Origin of the sequence: Leucobacter soli, from assembly GCF_042659205.1 — a bacterium.
GTDB lineage: Bacteria > Actinomycetota > Actinomycetes > Actinomycetales > Microbacteriaceae > Leucobacter > Leucobacter soli.
The window spans coordinates 1-13,350 of the sequence record NZ_JBHSRW010000050.1; the positions used below are offsets into that span (position 1 = coordinate 1).

The 13,350-nt window shown below is 69.8% G+C and carries 13 protein-coding genes; 7 read left to right on the forward strand and 6 right to left on the reverse strand.

From position 1 onward, the window contains the following. The 7 genes from ACFPZL_RS05175 to ACFPZL_RS05205 all read left to right on the forward strand — a co-directional run. Window positions 1-582 (forward strand): ATP-binding cassette domain-containing protein (locus ACFPZL_RS05175; RefSeq protein ID WP_382334815.1); only part of this gene is annotated, 582 nt, incomplete at its 5' end. Next, on the forward strand, window positions 579-1,634 hold the full coding sequence (locus tag ACFPZL_RS05180; protein WP_218115945.1) for an ABC transporter permease: 1,056 nt from the start codon (window positions 579-581) through the stop codon (window positions 1,632-1,634). The genes ACFPZL_RS05175 and ACFPZL_RS05180, both read left to right, overlap by 4 nt. Next, window positions 1,631-2,704, forward strand: coding sequence for an ABC transporter permease (locus ACFPZL_RS05185; RefSeq protein WP_218115944.1), 1,074 nt, complete (start codon window positions 1,631-1,633; stop codon window positions 2,702-2,704). The genes ACFPZL_RS05180 and ACFPZL_RS05185 overlap by 4 nt, the downstream gene beginning before the upstream one ends. Window positions 2,705-2,825: 121 nt before the next feature. Continuing rightward, on the forward strand, window positions 2,826-3,872 hold the full coding sequence (gene rhaS, locus ACFPZL_RS05190; RefSeq protein WP_218115943.1) for a rhamnose ABC transporter substrate-binding protein: 1,047 nt from the start codon (window positions 2,826-2,828) through the stop codon (window positions 3,870-3,872). A 142-nt stretch (window positions 3,873-4,014) separates the two neighbouring features. Continuing rightward, on the forward strand, window positions 4,015-4,413 hold the full coding sequence (locus tag ACFPZL_RS05195; protein WP_218115942.1) for an L-rhamnose mutarotase: 399 nt from the start codon (window positions 4,015-4,017) through the stop codon (window positions 4,411-4,413). A gap of 2 nt (window positions 4,414-4,415) precedes the next feature. Further along, window positions 4,416-5,588, forward strand: a complete 1,173-nt coding sequence (gene rhaI, locus ACFPZL_RS05200) for an L-rhamnose isomerase (protein WP_218115952.1) — start codon at window positions 4,416-4,418, stop codon at window positions 5,586-5,588. Window positions 5,589-5,737: 149 nt separating this feature from the next. Further along, window positions 5,738-6,784, forward strand: a complete 1,047-nt coding sequence (locus ACFPZL_RS05205; protein ID WP_218115941.1) for a LacI family DNA-binding transcriptional regulator — start codon at window positions 5,738-5,740, stop codon at window positions 6,782-6,784. 58 nt (window positions 6,785-6,842) lie between these two features. Here ACFPZL_RS05205 and ACFPZL_RS05210 read toward each other — a convergent pair whose 3' ends face one another. From ACFPZL_RS05210 to ACFPZL_RS05235, 6 genes are all read right to left on the reverse strand, one after another. Further along, the gene (locus ACFPZL_RS05210) at window positions 6,843-7,973 is read right to left on the reverse strand and encodes a Gfo/Idh/MocA family protein (protein WP_218115940.1); all 1,131 of its coding nucleotides are present in this window, start codon (window positions 7,971-7,973) and stop codon (window positions 6,843-6,845) included. Between the two features lie 83 nt (window positions 7,974-8,056). Beyond that, window positions 8,057-9,052, reverse strand: coding sequence for a sugar ABC transporter substrate-binding protein (locus ACFPZL_RS05215; RefSeq protein WP_218115939.1), 996 nt, complete (start codon window positions 9,050-9,052; stop codon window positions 8,057-8,059). Further along, window positions 9,049-10,071 (reverse strand): ABC transporter permease, encoded by a 1,023-nt coding sequence (locus ACFPZL_RS05220; protein ID WP_218115938.1) that lies wholly within the window; start codon window positions 10,069-10,071, stop codon window positions 9,049-9,051. The genes ACFPZL_RS05215 and ACFPZL_RS05220 overlap by 4 nt, the downstream gene beginning before the upstream one ends. After that, on the reverse strand, window positions 10,068-11,054 hold the full coding sequence (locus ACFPZL_RS05225; protein ID WP_218115937.1) for an ABC transporter permease: 987 nt from the start codon (window positions 11,052-11,054) through the stop codon (window positions 10,068-10,070). Before ACFPZL_RS05225 ends, ACFPZL_RS05220 begins: the two co-directional genes overlap by 4 nt. Next, window positions 11,051-12,553: a sugar ABC transporter ATP-binding protein gene (locus tag ACFPZL_RS05230; RefSeq protein ID WP_236022092.1), complete on the reverse strand. Its 1,503-nt coding sequence runs from the start codon at window positions 12,551-12,553 to the stop codon at window positions 11,051-11,053. The genes ACFPZL_RS05225 and ACFPZL_RS05230 overlap by 4 nt, the downstream gene beginning before the upstream one ends. Next, window positions 12,550-13,350, reverse strand: an 801-nt coding sequence (locus ACFPZL_RS05235) for an aldose 1-epimerase family protein (RefSeq protein WP_382334818.1), incomplete at its 5' end; no start/stop codon positions are given. The genes ACFPZL_RS05235 and ACFPZL_RS05230, both read right to left, overlap by 4 nt.

The following is a 13,350-nucleotide window of genomic DNA, read 5'->3' on the forward strand; positions in this document are numbered from 1 at the left end:
GGCAAGGCCGTGCCCAAGGGGCGGCCGACCGCAGCGATGCGCGCCGGCATCGCGCTCGTGCCCGAGGATCGGCGCAAGCAGGGCCTCGTGCTCGAGGAGAGCGTGGCCCGCAACACCGCCTCGGCGATCCTGGGCGCCATCGCCAAGCTGGGGCTCGTCACGACCCGCACCGAGCAGCAGGCCGCCCGCCCCTGGTCGGAGCAGCTCGAGGTCAAGGCCAACGCGATGAGCACGCTGGCCGGTACGCTCTCGGGCGGCAACCAGCAGAAGGTCGTGCTCGGCAAATGGCTCGCGACGAACCCTCGGGTGCTCATCATCGACGAGCCGACCCGAGGCATCGACGTCGGCACCAAGTCCGAAGTGCATCGGCTGCTCTCACGCCTGGCTCAGCAGGGCATGGCGGTGCTCATGATCTCGAGCGAGCTGCCCGAGGTGCTCGGGATGGCGGATCGTGTCGTCGTGATGCGCGAGGGCCGGATCACCGCGTCGATCGATCGCGCCGACGCGACGCAGGAGAACGTGATGCGCGCCGCCACGCAGGGCGCCGCCGATGAGACCGACGAGACGGAGCAGGCCGCATGAGCACCCAGACCGCGATCCGGCGACCCGAGCCGACCCCCGCACCGCAGCGAGGCGGCTTCGTCCGCGCACTCGGCCGCCTCGCCAGCGCGCGCGAGGCCAGCATCCTCCTCGCCGTGGTGATCGTGATCGCCGTCGTCACGCTCAAGAACCCGAACTTCCTGTTCTCGCCCGACGGCTACCGCGACCTCTGGCTGACGCCCTCGCTGCTGCTGCTCGTCGCGGTGGGGCAGGCGGTCGTGCTGATCACCCGCAACGTCGACCTCTCGGTCGGCTCGGTGCTCGGTCTCAGCGCCTACCTGACCGGGCGGCTCTTCATCGACATCCCGGGGATCCCGATCCTCGCGGTCGTCCTGCTGGCCGTCGTCTTCGGCGGCCTGCTCGGCCTGATCAACGGCGCCCTCACCGCCTTCGCGAAGGTGCCCTCGCTCGTGATCACCCTCGGCACCATGTATGCCTTCCGCGGCATCAACGTGCTCTGGACCGGATCCGACCGCGTGAACGCCTCCGACATGCCGAAGGCGTTCCTGCAGCTCGGAACCGCTCAGGTGCTCACGATCCCGGTGCTGACCATCATTGCCGTCGTGCTGCTCGTCATCGTCGCCTGGTGGATGCGGAACACCCGCGCCGGCCGCGAGTGTTACGCGATCGGGTCGGACCCCGGGGCCGCCGAGCTCTACGGCCTCCCCGTGACCCGTCGCGTGATCGGCGCCTTCATGCTCTCGGGCGCACTCGCCGGCTTCGCCGGCGTGCTCTACGCCGCCCGCTACGGCACCATCAACTCGCAGGCCGGCTCCGGCTGGGAGCTCGACGCCGTCGGCGCGGCCGTGATCGGCGGTGTCGCCATCTTCGGCGGTTCAGGCACCGTATGGGGCGCCGCCATCGGCGCCGTGCTGCTCATGACCATCAACCGCTCGCTGCCCGTGCTGGGCGTGCCCGATTTCTGGCAGCGCGCCGTGGTCGGCGTGCTCATCATCGGCGCCATCGTGCTCGACCGGATGCTCGCCGTCAGACAGCATCGACGACTCATCGAAGAACGGGAGACGAAGCGATGACCGCTGCGCCGAACACCGTGACGCCCGTCACCGCCACCGGAACGATCCGGCCCATCGCCGAGTTCGACCGGCCGCTCTGGCAGCGCTGGTTCGCCACCCGCGAGATGGCGATCATCGGGCTCCTCCTCCTCGTGCTCGTCGTGGCGGCCGCGATCGTGCCGAACTTCGGCTCCAAGATCACGATGACCTACCTGCTGCTCGACATGTTCCCGATCCTCATCATCGCGCTGCCGATGACGGCGATCATCGTGACCGGCGAGATCGACCTCTCGGTCGCCAGCGTCGTCGGGCTCTCGAGCGTGCTCACCGGCGTGCTCACGCAGGCCGGCGTCCCGTTCACCGTGGCCATCCTGCTCGCGATCGTGGGCGGCGTGATCTGCGGTGCGATCAACGGCTTCCTCGTGACCGCCGTCGGCCTGCCCTCGCTCGCCGTCACGATCGGTACGCTCGCGCTCTACCGCGGCCTCGCCGTCGGTCTGCTCGGTACGACCGCGGTGACGGACTTCCCTGAGTTCTGGACGTCGCTCGCGAAGGCGAAGATCGGGTCGACGGGCGTCCCCGTGGTCGTGATCCTCTTCGTGGTCCTCGCCGCCATCTTCGCGATCATGCTGCACTTCACCCGCTTCGGTCGCGGCGTCTTCGCCATCGGGTTTTCGTCCGGGGCTGCGCGCTTCACCGGCGTCGACGTCGCCCGCACCAAGCTGATCCTGTTCGTCCTCAGCGGCGCCGTCGCCGCCCTCGCCGGCGTCTACTACACGCTCCGCTACGGCAGCGCCCGAGGCGACAACGCCACCGGCATGGAGATGCAGGTGATCGCGGCCGTGCTGCTCGGCGGCGTCTCGATCTTCGGCGGCCGCGGCGCGCTCCACGGCGTCGTCGCCGGCGTGCTGCTCATCGGCGCGCTCGCGAGCGCGCTGCGCCTCGCCAACGTGACCTCGGATGTGATCAACATCATCACCGGCGTCCTGCTGATCGCCGCAGTCGTCTCTTCGAGCGTCTTCGCCGCATTCCGCAACCGGCGGGGCGCCAGGCTCAGACTCGCGGGAACGGCGCAGGCCGCCGCGAAATAGGCGCGGCGCTGAGCGACGGCGATCCGCCGATCCCGGTGCCATGACCCCCGACCCCGATACCCGACCGAAACCACCCACCCTCGCCCGCACGGCGGGACCTATGAAAGGAAACACGAGAACGATGCTGTTCAACTCCCACAAGAAGGCCGGTGCGCTGCTCGCACTCGCCGCGAGCGCCGCACTGCTGCTCTCGAGCTGCTCGAGCAGCGCCGACAACGGCGGCACGGATGACGGCGGCTCGGAGGGCTCGGCCTCGGGCTCGAGCATCACCTTCCTGCCGAAGAACCTGGGCAACCCCTACTTCGACACCTCGAGCAAGGGCGGCCAGGCCGCGGTCGCCGAGTTCGGCGGCACCTTCAACGAGGTCGGCCCGGCCGAGGCGACCCCCGACGCCCAGGTGAGCTTCATCAACACCGCGACCCAGCAGGGCGTCGACGCCCTCGCCGTCTCGGCGAACGATCCGAAGGCCATCTGCGACGCGCTGAACGAGGCCCGCGACGCCGGCGTGAAGGTCGTCACCTTCGACTCCGACACCAACGCCGAGTGCCGCGACCTCTTCGTGAACCAGGCCGATGCGGCAGGCATCGCGAAGGTGCAGGTCGACATCATCGCCGAGCAGATCGGCGACGCCGGTCAGATCGCGATCCTCTCGGCCGCCGCGAACGCGACGAACCAGAACGCCTGGATCGAGCTGATGGAAGAGGACCTGGCGGCGAACCACCCGGATATCGAGCTCGTCGAGGTCGTCTACGGCGACGACGACGACCAGACGTCGTTCGACAAGACCGCGGCCCTGCTGCAGACCTACCCGGAGCTCAAGGGCATCATCTCGCCGACCACCGTCGGCGTGGCCGCCGCGGCCCGCTACCTGTCGACCTCGGACGCCAAGGGCGAGGTCGCGCTGACCGGCCTCGGCACGCCGAACCAGATGCGCGAGTACGTCGAGGACGGCACCGTCGCGGAGTTCGCGCTGTGGAACCCCGAGGATCTCGGCTACCTGACCGCGTTCGCCGCTGAGGCGCTCGCGACCGGCGCCATCACCGGCGCCGAGGGCGACACCTTCGAGGCGGGCAAGCTCGGCTCGTACACGGTCGGCGCCGACGGCGTCGTGCTGCTGGGCGATCCCTACCGCTTCAACGCGGAGAACATCGGCGACTTCGACTTCTAAGCCGCCGACCACGCCCGCACCCCGGCCCCGAGCCGGGGTGCGGGATCCGGGGCCGCCCGACCCCCGGTCGGCCTCGGACCTCCTTACACCCCCCCCGCAAGACACGACACCACACCACACGACACGACTCACGGAGGCGAGCATGCGGGTCTGCTTCCAGATGCAGGTCAAGCCTGAACGGATCGACGAGTACGTCGCCCGGCATGCGGCCGTCTGGCCGGAGATGCTGCAGGCGATCGCCGATGCCGGCCGCCGCGACTACTCGCTGTTCCTCCGCGAGGACGGACTGCTCATCGGCACCTACGAGACCGACGACGACGCGGCCGCGCAGCTCGCCCTCGAGAGCGACCCCCGGACCGCCGCCTGGGAGGCCGAGATGGCGGACTTCTTCGTCGCCTCCGCGGGGCGCCCCGACCAGGAGGCCGAGCGCCTCACCGAGATCTTCCACCTTGAGACTCAGCTCCGAGCCGCCGCGGGCGGCGGCATCGCAGCACACGCAGCACCAGACACGACGCCCGCCGCCGAACCAGGAGAACGATGACCATGAGCACCCAGCTGACCCCCGACGCCGTGACGGTGCTCGATCGGCTCGCGATCGAGGTGCCCTCGTGGGCGTACGGCAATTCCGGTACGCGCTTCAAGGTCTTCACCACACCCGGTACGCCGCGCGATCCGTACGAGAAGATCGCCGACGCGGCCCAGGTCCACGCGCACACCGGCCTCGCCCCCGAGGTCGCGATCCACATCCCCTGGGATCTGGTCGACGACTACGATGCGCTCTCCGCGTTCGCCGCCGAGCAGGGTGTCGGGATCGGCACCGTCAACTCGAACACCTTCCAGGACGACGACTTCAAGTTCGGCGGCCTCACCCATGAGGACGCGGTGATCCGCCGCAAGGCCGTCGACCACCATCTCGCCTGCATCGACATCATGGACGCGACCGGTTCGCGGGACCTGAAGATCTGGCTCGCCGACGGCTCGAACTATCCGGGCCAGACCGATCTCCGAGGCCGCCAGGATCGCCTGCACGAGTCGCTGCAGGAGATCTATGCGCGGCTGAGCGGCGATCAGCGCCTCGTGCTCGAGTACAAGTTCTTCGAGCCGGCGTTCTACCACACCGACGTGCCGGACTGGGGCACCTCGTACGCGCAGGTGACCGCCCTCGGCGACCGGGCGATGGTGTGCCTCGACACGGGTCACCACGCCCCCGGGACGAACATCGAGTTCATCGTCATGCAGCTGCTGCGCCTCGGGAGGCTCGGATCCTTCGATTTCAACTCGCGCTTCTACGCCGACGACGACCTCATCGTGGGCGCCGCCGACCCGTTCCAGCTCTTCCGCATCCTCTTCGAGGTTATCCGCGGCGGTGGCATGGACGAGGGCACCCCGGTCGCCTTCATGCTCGACCAGTGCCACAACATCGAGGACAAGGTCCCGGGCCAGATCCGATCGGTGCTGAACGTGCAGGAGATGACGGCGCGCGCACTGCTCGTGGATCACGAGGCGCTGCGCGCGGCGCAGGTCGCAGGCGACGTGCTCGGCGCCAACGCGGTCTTCATGGACGCCTTCCAGTCCGATGTGCGGCCGGCGCTCGCCGAGTACCGCGAGGCGCGCGGGCTGCCCGCCGACCCGATGGCGGCGTACGCGGGGTCGGGGTACCGGGAGCGGATCGTCGCGGATCGCGTCGGCGGCACCCAGGCGAGCTGGGGCGCCTGAGCCCCGCTCTGCGAGCGGACCGTCTCCACCGCAGCCTCCCTTTTCCCCCGCTCTCCTCGCCCGGCCGCTCCGGCTGCCGCCCGCCTCCAGCCGAACGCGACCCGTTCGACGTATCATTGACTGGTTCAATGAACGAGAGGGGGTGAGCGGTGGTCAACATCCACGACGTCGCCACGCGTGCGGGCGTCTCCGCCGGGACCGTGAGCAACGTCCTCAACCGGCCGAGCTACGTCAGCATCGAGACCCGCCAGCGAGTGCTGGACGCGATCGACGCGCTCGGTTTCCGTCCGCGCCAGTCCTCCCGCCAGTACCGGCCGGGCCGTGAGCGCACCCTCGGGCTCGCCGTGGCAGACATGGGCAACCCCTACTTCGTCGACGTCGCGCTCGGCGCGGAGGCGGAGGCCAAGGAGCTCGGCGTCGGCGTCGTCATCGTGCACAACGGCGAGGACACGGCGCGCGAGGAACAGAACCTCGACTTGCTTGTGCAGCAGCGCGTCCAGGGAATCATGATCACCCCGGTCGACGAGCGCAACCCGCGGCTCGAGCAGCTGATCGAGCGCGGCGTCCCCATCGTCTACGTCGACCGGATCTCGGGCGATCGGCCCTGCTGCTGGATCGCGACCGACGATCTGGCCGGGGGCCGCCTGGCGGGGGAGCACCTCGCCGCCGCCGGGCATCGCCGGATCGGCTTCGTCGGCAACCTGTCCATCTCGCCGCAGGTGCGGCAGCGGTACCAGGGGCTGCTGGACTCCGTGCGGGATGCGGGCCTCGACGAGGGCGACGTACGGCTCATCCCGGCGGCCAGCTGGAAGGTCGCGAACGGTCGCGAGGCGATGCACCTGCTGCTCGACCTCCCGCCGGAGGAGCGCCCCACGGCCATCTTCTGCGCGAACGATCTGCTCGCGCTCGGCGCGCTGCAGGAGCTCGTGCGGCACGGGGTGTCCGTGCCCGAGGACGTGGCGATCGTCGGTTTCGACGACCTCGATTGGGCGAGCGCCTCGACCGTGCCGCTCAGCTCGGTGCGGCAGGCACGCGAGCAGCTCGGCCGGACCGCGGTGCGGATGATCCTCGACGAGATCGAGCAGGGCGCCGACCACGTGCACGAGCACGTGAGCTTCCCGCCCGAGCTGATCGTCCGCGAGTCGAGCGACTACCGGCGCGACGGGGCGACGCAGACACCGGCCCCGCAGCCGTAGGCCGCGCAGCGGGCCGCGGCTGCGCAGACGTCGGCCGCAGCGGTGCGGGCGGCGATCCTCAGCCGACCGACTGCCACGCCCCGTCATCGGCGGCCGACCGCTCGATCGCCGAGATCGTCCGCTCGATCATGAGCGCCTCGTGGAAGTCCGGCTTCGCGGGCCGGCCCTCCCGGATGGCCTGGAGCAGCTCCCACGCCTCGAAGATCTTCAGCTCGTGCAGGCCGACATTGATGCCGGACATCGGCCAGAGCGCGCCGAAGTGGCCGTGCTCGGGCCCGAGCTCGATCGTGCGGAAGCCGTGGGTGTCGAGGCCGTCCGAATCGAGCGAGACCTCGAGCAGGTGGCTCTGCTGCTGGCTGAAGCGGATGGCGCCCTTCGTTCCGGTGAGGACGAAGGACACCTCGAAGGCGCGGCCCGTCTGCACGCGGCTCGCCTGCATCGTGCCCATGGCGCCGTTCTCGAAGCGCAGCAGCGCCTGGGTGTGGTCATCGTTGTCGACGCGGCGGCGCACCCCCTCCGCGTCCGTGCGCTCCTCGACGACGGTGCGCGAGAGGCCCGCGACGCGGGACACCGGGCCGAGCACATGGCGTGCGAGCGAGATCATGTGGGAGCCGAGGTCGCTGAGCGCCCCGCCGCCCGCGCGGGATCGGTCGGTGCGCCAGGTGAAGGGGACCTCGGGATCGATCATGGTATCGGCGCTGAAGAAGCCCGAGAACGAGAAGATCTCGCCGAGTTCGCCGGCCTCCACCATGCGGCGGGCGAGGGCGATGCCCGGGTTGTGCAGATAGGTGAAGCCCGTCATCGTGACGATGCCCGCAGCCTCGGCGGCCCGGGTCATCTCCTCGGCGTCTTCCAGAGTCAGGCCCAGCGGCTTCTCGCACCAGATGTGCTTGCCGGCTCGGGCCGCGGCGACGGCGACCTCGCGGTGGAAGCTGTTCGGAGTCACGATGTCGACGAGCCCGATGCCGGGGTCGTCGATCGCCTTCTGCCAGGAGGTCGACCAGCGCTCGACGCCGTAGCGGCGCGCCGCCGCCTCGGCGCGTGCGGGATCGGGGTGGACGATGAGGGAGAGCCGCGGCTCGACGGGGGCGGCGCCGAAGACGGGCGCCACGTTGCGGAGCGCCATCGAGTGCTCCTTGGCCATGAGGCCGTCGCCGATGATGGCGACGCCGATGGGATGCTGCGTCATCGCGATCCTCCTGGTGAGTGTGAGGCGGCCGGGCCATCGGTGACGGCCCGGCCGCGCTCGTTGTACTGCGGTTGAAGCGGATGCTACATCGCGGGCTCGAGCGAATCGACGTTGCTCGCGTCGACCACGGTGTTCTCGAGCGGCACCATCTCGGCGACCGTCTCGCCCTTCATCACGGCGATGAGGGTCTCGATCGCCAGCTCGCCGTTGCGGAACGGGGGCTGGATGATGGTGCTGTACTGGGTGCCGGCCTTGATCGACTCGAACGCGCCCTTCTCGCCGTTGATGCCGACGACGAACGGGTTGATGTCGAGACCGCTCTCCTCGAGCGCCTGCGCGAAGCCCTTCGCCATGGTGTCGTCCTCGGCGTACACGCCCTTGATCTGGTCGCCGAACTTGGTGAGCAGGTCGCGGGAGGCGACGAGCGCCTTCTGCTGGTCGAAGTCCGCGTTGACCTTCGAGAGCACCTCGAGCTTGGAACTGCTCGCCTCGAGGGCATCCATGAACCCGCCGGTGCGGGCGATCTCGGTGCCGTTGCCCGCCTGGCCGGCGAGGATCACGACGCCGCCTTCGCCGCCCATCGCGGCGTCGAGCTGCTCGAAACTGATCTTGCCCTGATCGTACTTGTCGGCGCCGACGAACGAGGCGATGAGCTTCATCGACTCGTCGCCGGTCGTCGTATCGATGGCGACGACCGGGATGCTCGCCTGCTGCGCCTTCATGAGGCCGGGCAGATAGCTGTTGTCGTCGAGCGGCCACAGCAGGATGCCGTCGACCCCGCGGGCCACGCAGCTGTCGAGCTGCTCGGCACCGGTCTGGGGCGCGAACTCCTCGCTCACGATGGTGAGCTCGACGCCGGCGGCATCGGCCGCGGCCTGAGCTCCCTCGTTCGCGGGGGTCACGTAGGGGTGGGAGTTGGCTGCCGTGATGTAGCAGATCTCCTTGCCTTCGACGCTGCCGCCTGCTGCGGCATCATCGCCGCCCTCGGCGGGCGCCGGGGATGACGAGCATCCGGCCAGCGCGAAGAGTACGATCGCAGCCGCCGAGGCGAGTGCGGCTTTCTTCCGCAGAATAGTCATGCGTTCCTCCTGGTGTGTTCGGGGTTGGTGGTGGTGTTGTCACGGATACGGAGCGTGAGCGACGCCGGGCGCGACGTGCCCGAGACGAGTCGGTCGAGCGTGATGAGCACGATGAGGATGAGGCCGGTGTAGATCGCCTGCGTGTACGAGGGCACGCCGTTGAACTCGAGCATCATCGTGAGCGCGCCGAGGGCGACGACGCCGCCGAGGGTCGCGAGCGAGGAGCCGCGGCCGCCCTCGAGGCGGGTGCCGCCGATCACCACGGCAGTGATGGCGGGGATCAGCATGGTCGCGCCGGCCACCGGCGAGCCGGTGGCGGTGCTCAGCGACTGCAGGACGCCGGCGATCCCCGCGAACAGGCCGGAGATCACGAACGTGGCGGCGATGTACCCCTTCGAGCGCACGCCGGCCGTGGTGGCCGCCGACTCGTTGCTGCCGACCGCGTACAGGTTGCGGCCGCTCGGCGTGAAGCGGAGCCAGACGAACATGAGCAGCGCCGCCGCGATGAACATCGCCGACCGCGGCGTGAAGACCGCGAGCAGGTTGCCGGTGAGCGGGATGCCGAAGATCGGATCCGGCGAGCTGACCGGCTGCGAGTCGGTGAGGAGCAGCGCGAGCGAGGCGAAGATCAGCAGCGTCGCGAGCGTGGCGACGAGCGAGTTGATCCGGAACACCGTGATGATGATCGCGTTGATCGCGCCGATCGCCACGCCGACGCCGAGTCCTGCCAGCATCGCCGGGACGTTGCCGAGCGCCGGCTGCAGGCCGATGGTCGTGATGCAGACCATGGAGAGCGTCGAGCCGATCGAGAGGTCGATCTGCCCGGCGATGAGCACCGGGGTGAGCCCGAGGGCGAGGAAGCCGATGATCGTCGCGCGGTTGAGGACCGACTGCAGGGTGCCCACGGTGAAGAACTCGTCGATCGTGAAGGATCCCAGCACGGCGACGACGACGAGGAGGACGAGCAGCCGGTACTGCACGACCGAGCGGGCGACCCGTTGCGCGGTGAGCGTGTTCATTCGCGACCTGCCTTCCTGCGGGTGTACACGTCGAAGCCGACGGCGACGAGTACGATCGCACCCGTCACGAGGCCCGTCGACTGGGTCGGCAGGCCGCCCAGGATGATGAGGTTGCCGATCAGCGCGGTGATGATCACGCCGCCGACGGTGCGCAGCACGCTGCCGCTCCCGCCGAAGAGGCTGGTGCCGCCGATCACGACCGCGGTGATGGCCACGAACTCGTAGCCGGTGCCGATGATCGGCCGCGCCTGCCCGTTCGTCAGGCCGAGCAGCACGCCGCAGAGGCCGGCGAGGAACCCGGTCAGCACGAAGGCGCTGGCCTGCGTGAAGCGCACCGGCACGGTGCTCGCCTCGGCCGCCTCGTAGTTGCCGCCCACCGCGAAGTTCCAGCGCCCGAACGCGGTCCGCGAGAGCAGCGGGATCAGGATCGCCGCGACGACCGCGAATATCCAGATGAAGATCGGGATCCCCAGGGCGCTGCTGCGCAGGAAGTCCGCGAGCGCATTGGGCTCGCCGTAGACGATGCCGCCGCCGATCAGCAGTTGCGCGAGGCCGAGCAGCACGAAGCCGGTACCGAGCGTGGTGATGATGGAGTTCAGCTTGAGGTAGCCGATGAGGACCCCGTTGACGATACCGCCGAGGGTCGCGACGGCGAGCCCCGCCAGAGCGGCGCCGACCGGGCCGAGCGCGGGCTGGCCGCCCAGCGCCACGAGCGCCCCCATGGCGACGTTCGCCGGGACCGAGAGATCGGCCATGCCGCCGCAGACGGCGACGAAGGTCATGCCGAGCGCCACCAGGCCCACCGCCGCATTCGCGTTCAGCACGTTGGTGAGGTTCGAGACGCTGAGGAACGAGGGGGAGATCACCGCGCCGATGATCACCAGCACGACGATCGCCAGCGGGATGCTGATCCGGGAGACGAGCGCCGAGCGCGCCCCGCGCCGCTCCTCGGCGGTCGGCGTCGTGGTCGTGGTCGCGCTCATGCCGTCACCTGCCCCGTCGCCGCCCGCATGACGGTCTCCTCGGTCGCCTGCTCCCGATCGATGACCGAGGTGATCCGGCCCTCGTGGAGCACGACGATGCGGTCGCAGACCGCGAGCAGCTCCGGCAGTTCCGAGCTGATCATCAGGACACCTCCTCCGTCGCGAGCGAACTCGCCGATGATCTCGTGAATGTCGGCCTTGGCCCCGACGTCGACGCCGCGGGTCGGCTCGTCGAGGATGAGCAGGGTCGGATCGGCGAGCAGCCACTTCCCGAGCACGACCTTCTGCTGGTTGCCGCCGCTGAAGGCGCTGAGGGGCCGTTCGACGAGCGGCGGGTTCACCTTCAGGCGTTCTGCCCAGGTGCGCACCAGCGAGCGCTCGCGGCGCGGAGAGACGAACAGCCGCTTCGCGAGGCGCGTGATCGTCGGGAGGGTGAAGTTCTCGCGCACCGTCAGCATCGGGATGATGCCCTGGCCCTTCCGGTCCTCGGGCACGAGCGCCACCCCGGCCTCGCGGCCCTTGCGCGGGCTGCGCAGCTTGACCTTGGCGCCCTGGATGCGGATCTCGCCCGTGTCGATCGGGTCGAGACCGAAGATCGCGCGGGCCACCTCGGTGCGCCCGGCGCCGATGAGTCCGGCGAGGCCGACGATCTCGCGCTCGCGCACCTCGAAGGTGATGTCGACGAACTGCCCGGCCCGCCCGATCCCGTCGACCGCGAGCACCTCGTCGCCCGGCTCCAGATCGAGCTTCGGGAACATCTCGCCGAGCTCGCGGCCCACCATCAGCTGGACCATCTGATCCGGCGTGATGCCGGCGATGTCGCGGGTCTCGATGTGCCGCCCGTCGCGGAGCACGGTGACGCGGTCGCAGAGGTTCATGACCTCCTGCAGGCGATGGCTGATGTAGATGACGGCGATGCCGGCCTCGCGCATCCGCTCGATCACGCCGAAGAGAACCCGGGACTCCTTCTCGCCGAGCGAGGACGTGGGCTCGTCGAAGACCACGATCGACGGCTTGTCGGCCATGACCTTCGCGATCTCGACGATCTGCTGCTGGCTGATAGAGAGGCTCCCGAGCCGGGCGCCGGGATCGATGCTCGAGTGGAGCTCCGCGAGCACCTCCTCGGCCTGCCGTGTCACCGCGCGGTAGTCGACGAAGGGCCCGGTGCGGGGCATGCGGCCGAGCGCGATGTTCTCGGCGACGCTCAGATCGGGCACCAGGCTCAGCTCCTGGTAGATCATGCCGATCCCGCGATCCAGCGCCTCACGGGGCCCCCAATGGCCCATGGTCGCTCCGCCGATCTCGATCGTCCCGCCGTCGGGCTGGTAGGTGCCGGCGAGGATCTTCATCAGCGTCGACTTGCCGGCGCCGTTCTCGCCGACGATCGCGTGGACCTCCCCGGCGCGCACCTCGATGCTCACGTCCTGCAGCGCCTTCACGCCGGGGAAGTGCTTCGAGATCGCGGTCATCTTGAGCGCGCTCTGCGCCTGAACCGTCACGATGCCTCCTTCGATCGCACACCGATGCTCGCGGAACCGTCGGTGCCGACGGCGTCCCGGCGAAGCCGGACTTCCAGCGCGTAGGCGGTGCGCTCGCCCGGGCGCAGGATCGGCAGCTCCCCGGCGGCACGGGCGGCCGCGCGGCCGAAGAGATTCGGGGTGTTCGCGGGCTCGATGCCGAGCGCGTAGTGCGACTGCCCGGCCATCTTCCACTGGAACACCCAGGGGAGCTGATCCGCGTCGATCGTCAGTTCGAACGAGAGCCCGTTGTCGGGGTTCGTCACCGCGATCCGCGATTCGCGCTCGGGCAGCGCATGGGTGAACACCTGCTCCGCGAACCCGGGGGTCGGCGGGCCGAAGACCTCGCGATCCTCGAAGCCGGCCTCGGCGTCGGGATCCCGCGGGACGACGCGCGTGGCCGGGATCTCGATGCGGGTGCGCTCGCCGAGCAGCGGCCAGCCGAGGTTCATGTGGTAGAGGATCATGTGCGGCTGGTCGCGGTAGGACTCGTTCGTCACGGTGTCCTCGATCCGGAAGCCGTCCGACCCGATGCGCGAGGTGATGCGGCGGCGGAGCACGAGGTGCTCGCCGAAGACGCGCGTCTGGCGCACGACGCCCTCGACGATCAGCTCGTCGTCGGTGACCTCGGTACGGGTGATCTGCGCGCGTTGGGCGCCGATGCGCCCGTGCTGTCCGAGGCGCTCGCCGGCGTCCTCGGCGGGCACGCCGAACGTGTCCAGGCCGCAGGTCGCGAGCAGGCCGCCGCCGAAGGTGCGGAGCCAGCCGGATCCCTCGGG

Bases quoted from the DNA above. Each gene is read 5' to 3' on its own strand.
- ACFPZL_RS05180 (WP_218115945.1), top strand. From the start codon at position 579: ATGAGCACCCAGACCGCGATCCGGCGACCCGAGCCGACCCCCGCACCG.
- ACFPZL_RS05185 (WP_218115944.1), top strand. From the start codon at position 1,631: ATGACCGCTGCGCCGAACACCGTGACGCCCGTCACCGCCACCGGAACG.
- rhaS (WP_218115943.1), top strand. From the start codon at position 2,826: ATGCTGTTCAACTCCCACAAGAAGGCCGGTGCGCTGCTCGCACTCGCC.
- ACFPZL_RS05195 (WP_218115942.1), top strand. From the start codon at position 4,015: ATGCGGGTCTGCTTCCAGATGCAGGTCAAGCCTGAACGGATCGACGAG.
- rhaI (WP_218115952.1), top strand. From the start codon at position 4,416: ATGAGCACCCAGCTGACCCCCGACGCCGTGACGGTGCTCGATCGGCTC.
- ACFPZL_RS05210 (WP_218115940.1), bottom strand. From the start codon at position 7,973: ATGACGCAGCATCCCATCGGCGTCGCCATCATCGGCGACGGCCTCATG.
- ACFPZL_RS05215 (WP_218115939.1), bottom strand. From the start codon at position 9,052: ATGACTATTCTGCGGAAGAAAGCCGCACTCGCCTCGGCGGCTGCGATC.
- ACFPZL_RS05220 (WP_218115938.1), bottom strand. From the start codon at position 10,071: ATGAACACGCTCACCGCGCAACGGGTCGCCCGCTCGGTCGTGCAGTAC.
- ACFPZL_RS05225 (WP_218115937.1), bottom strand. From the start codon at position 11,054: ATGAGCGCGACCACGACCACGACGCCGACCGCCGAGGAGCGGCGCGGG.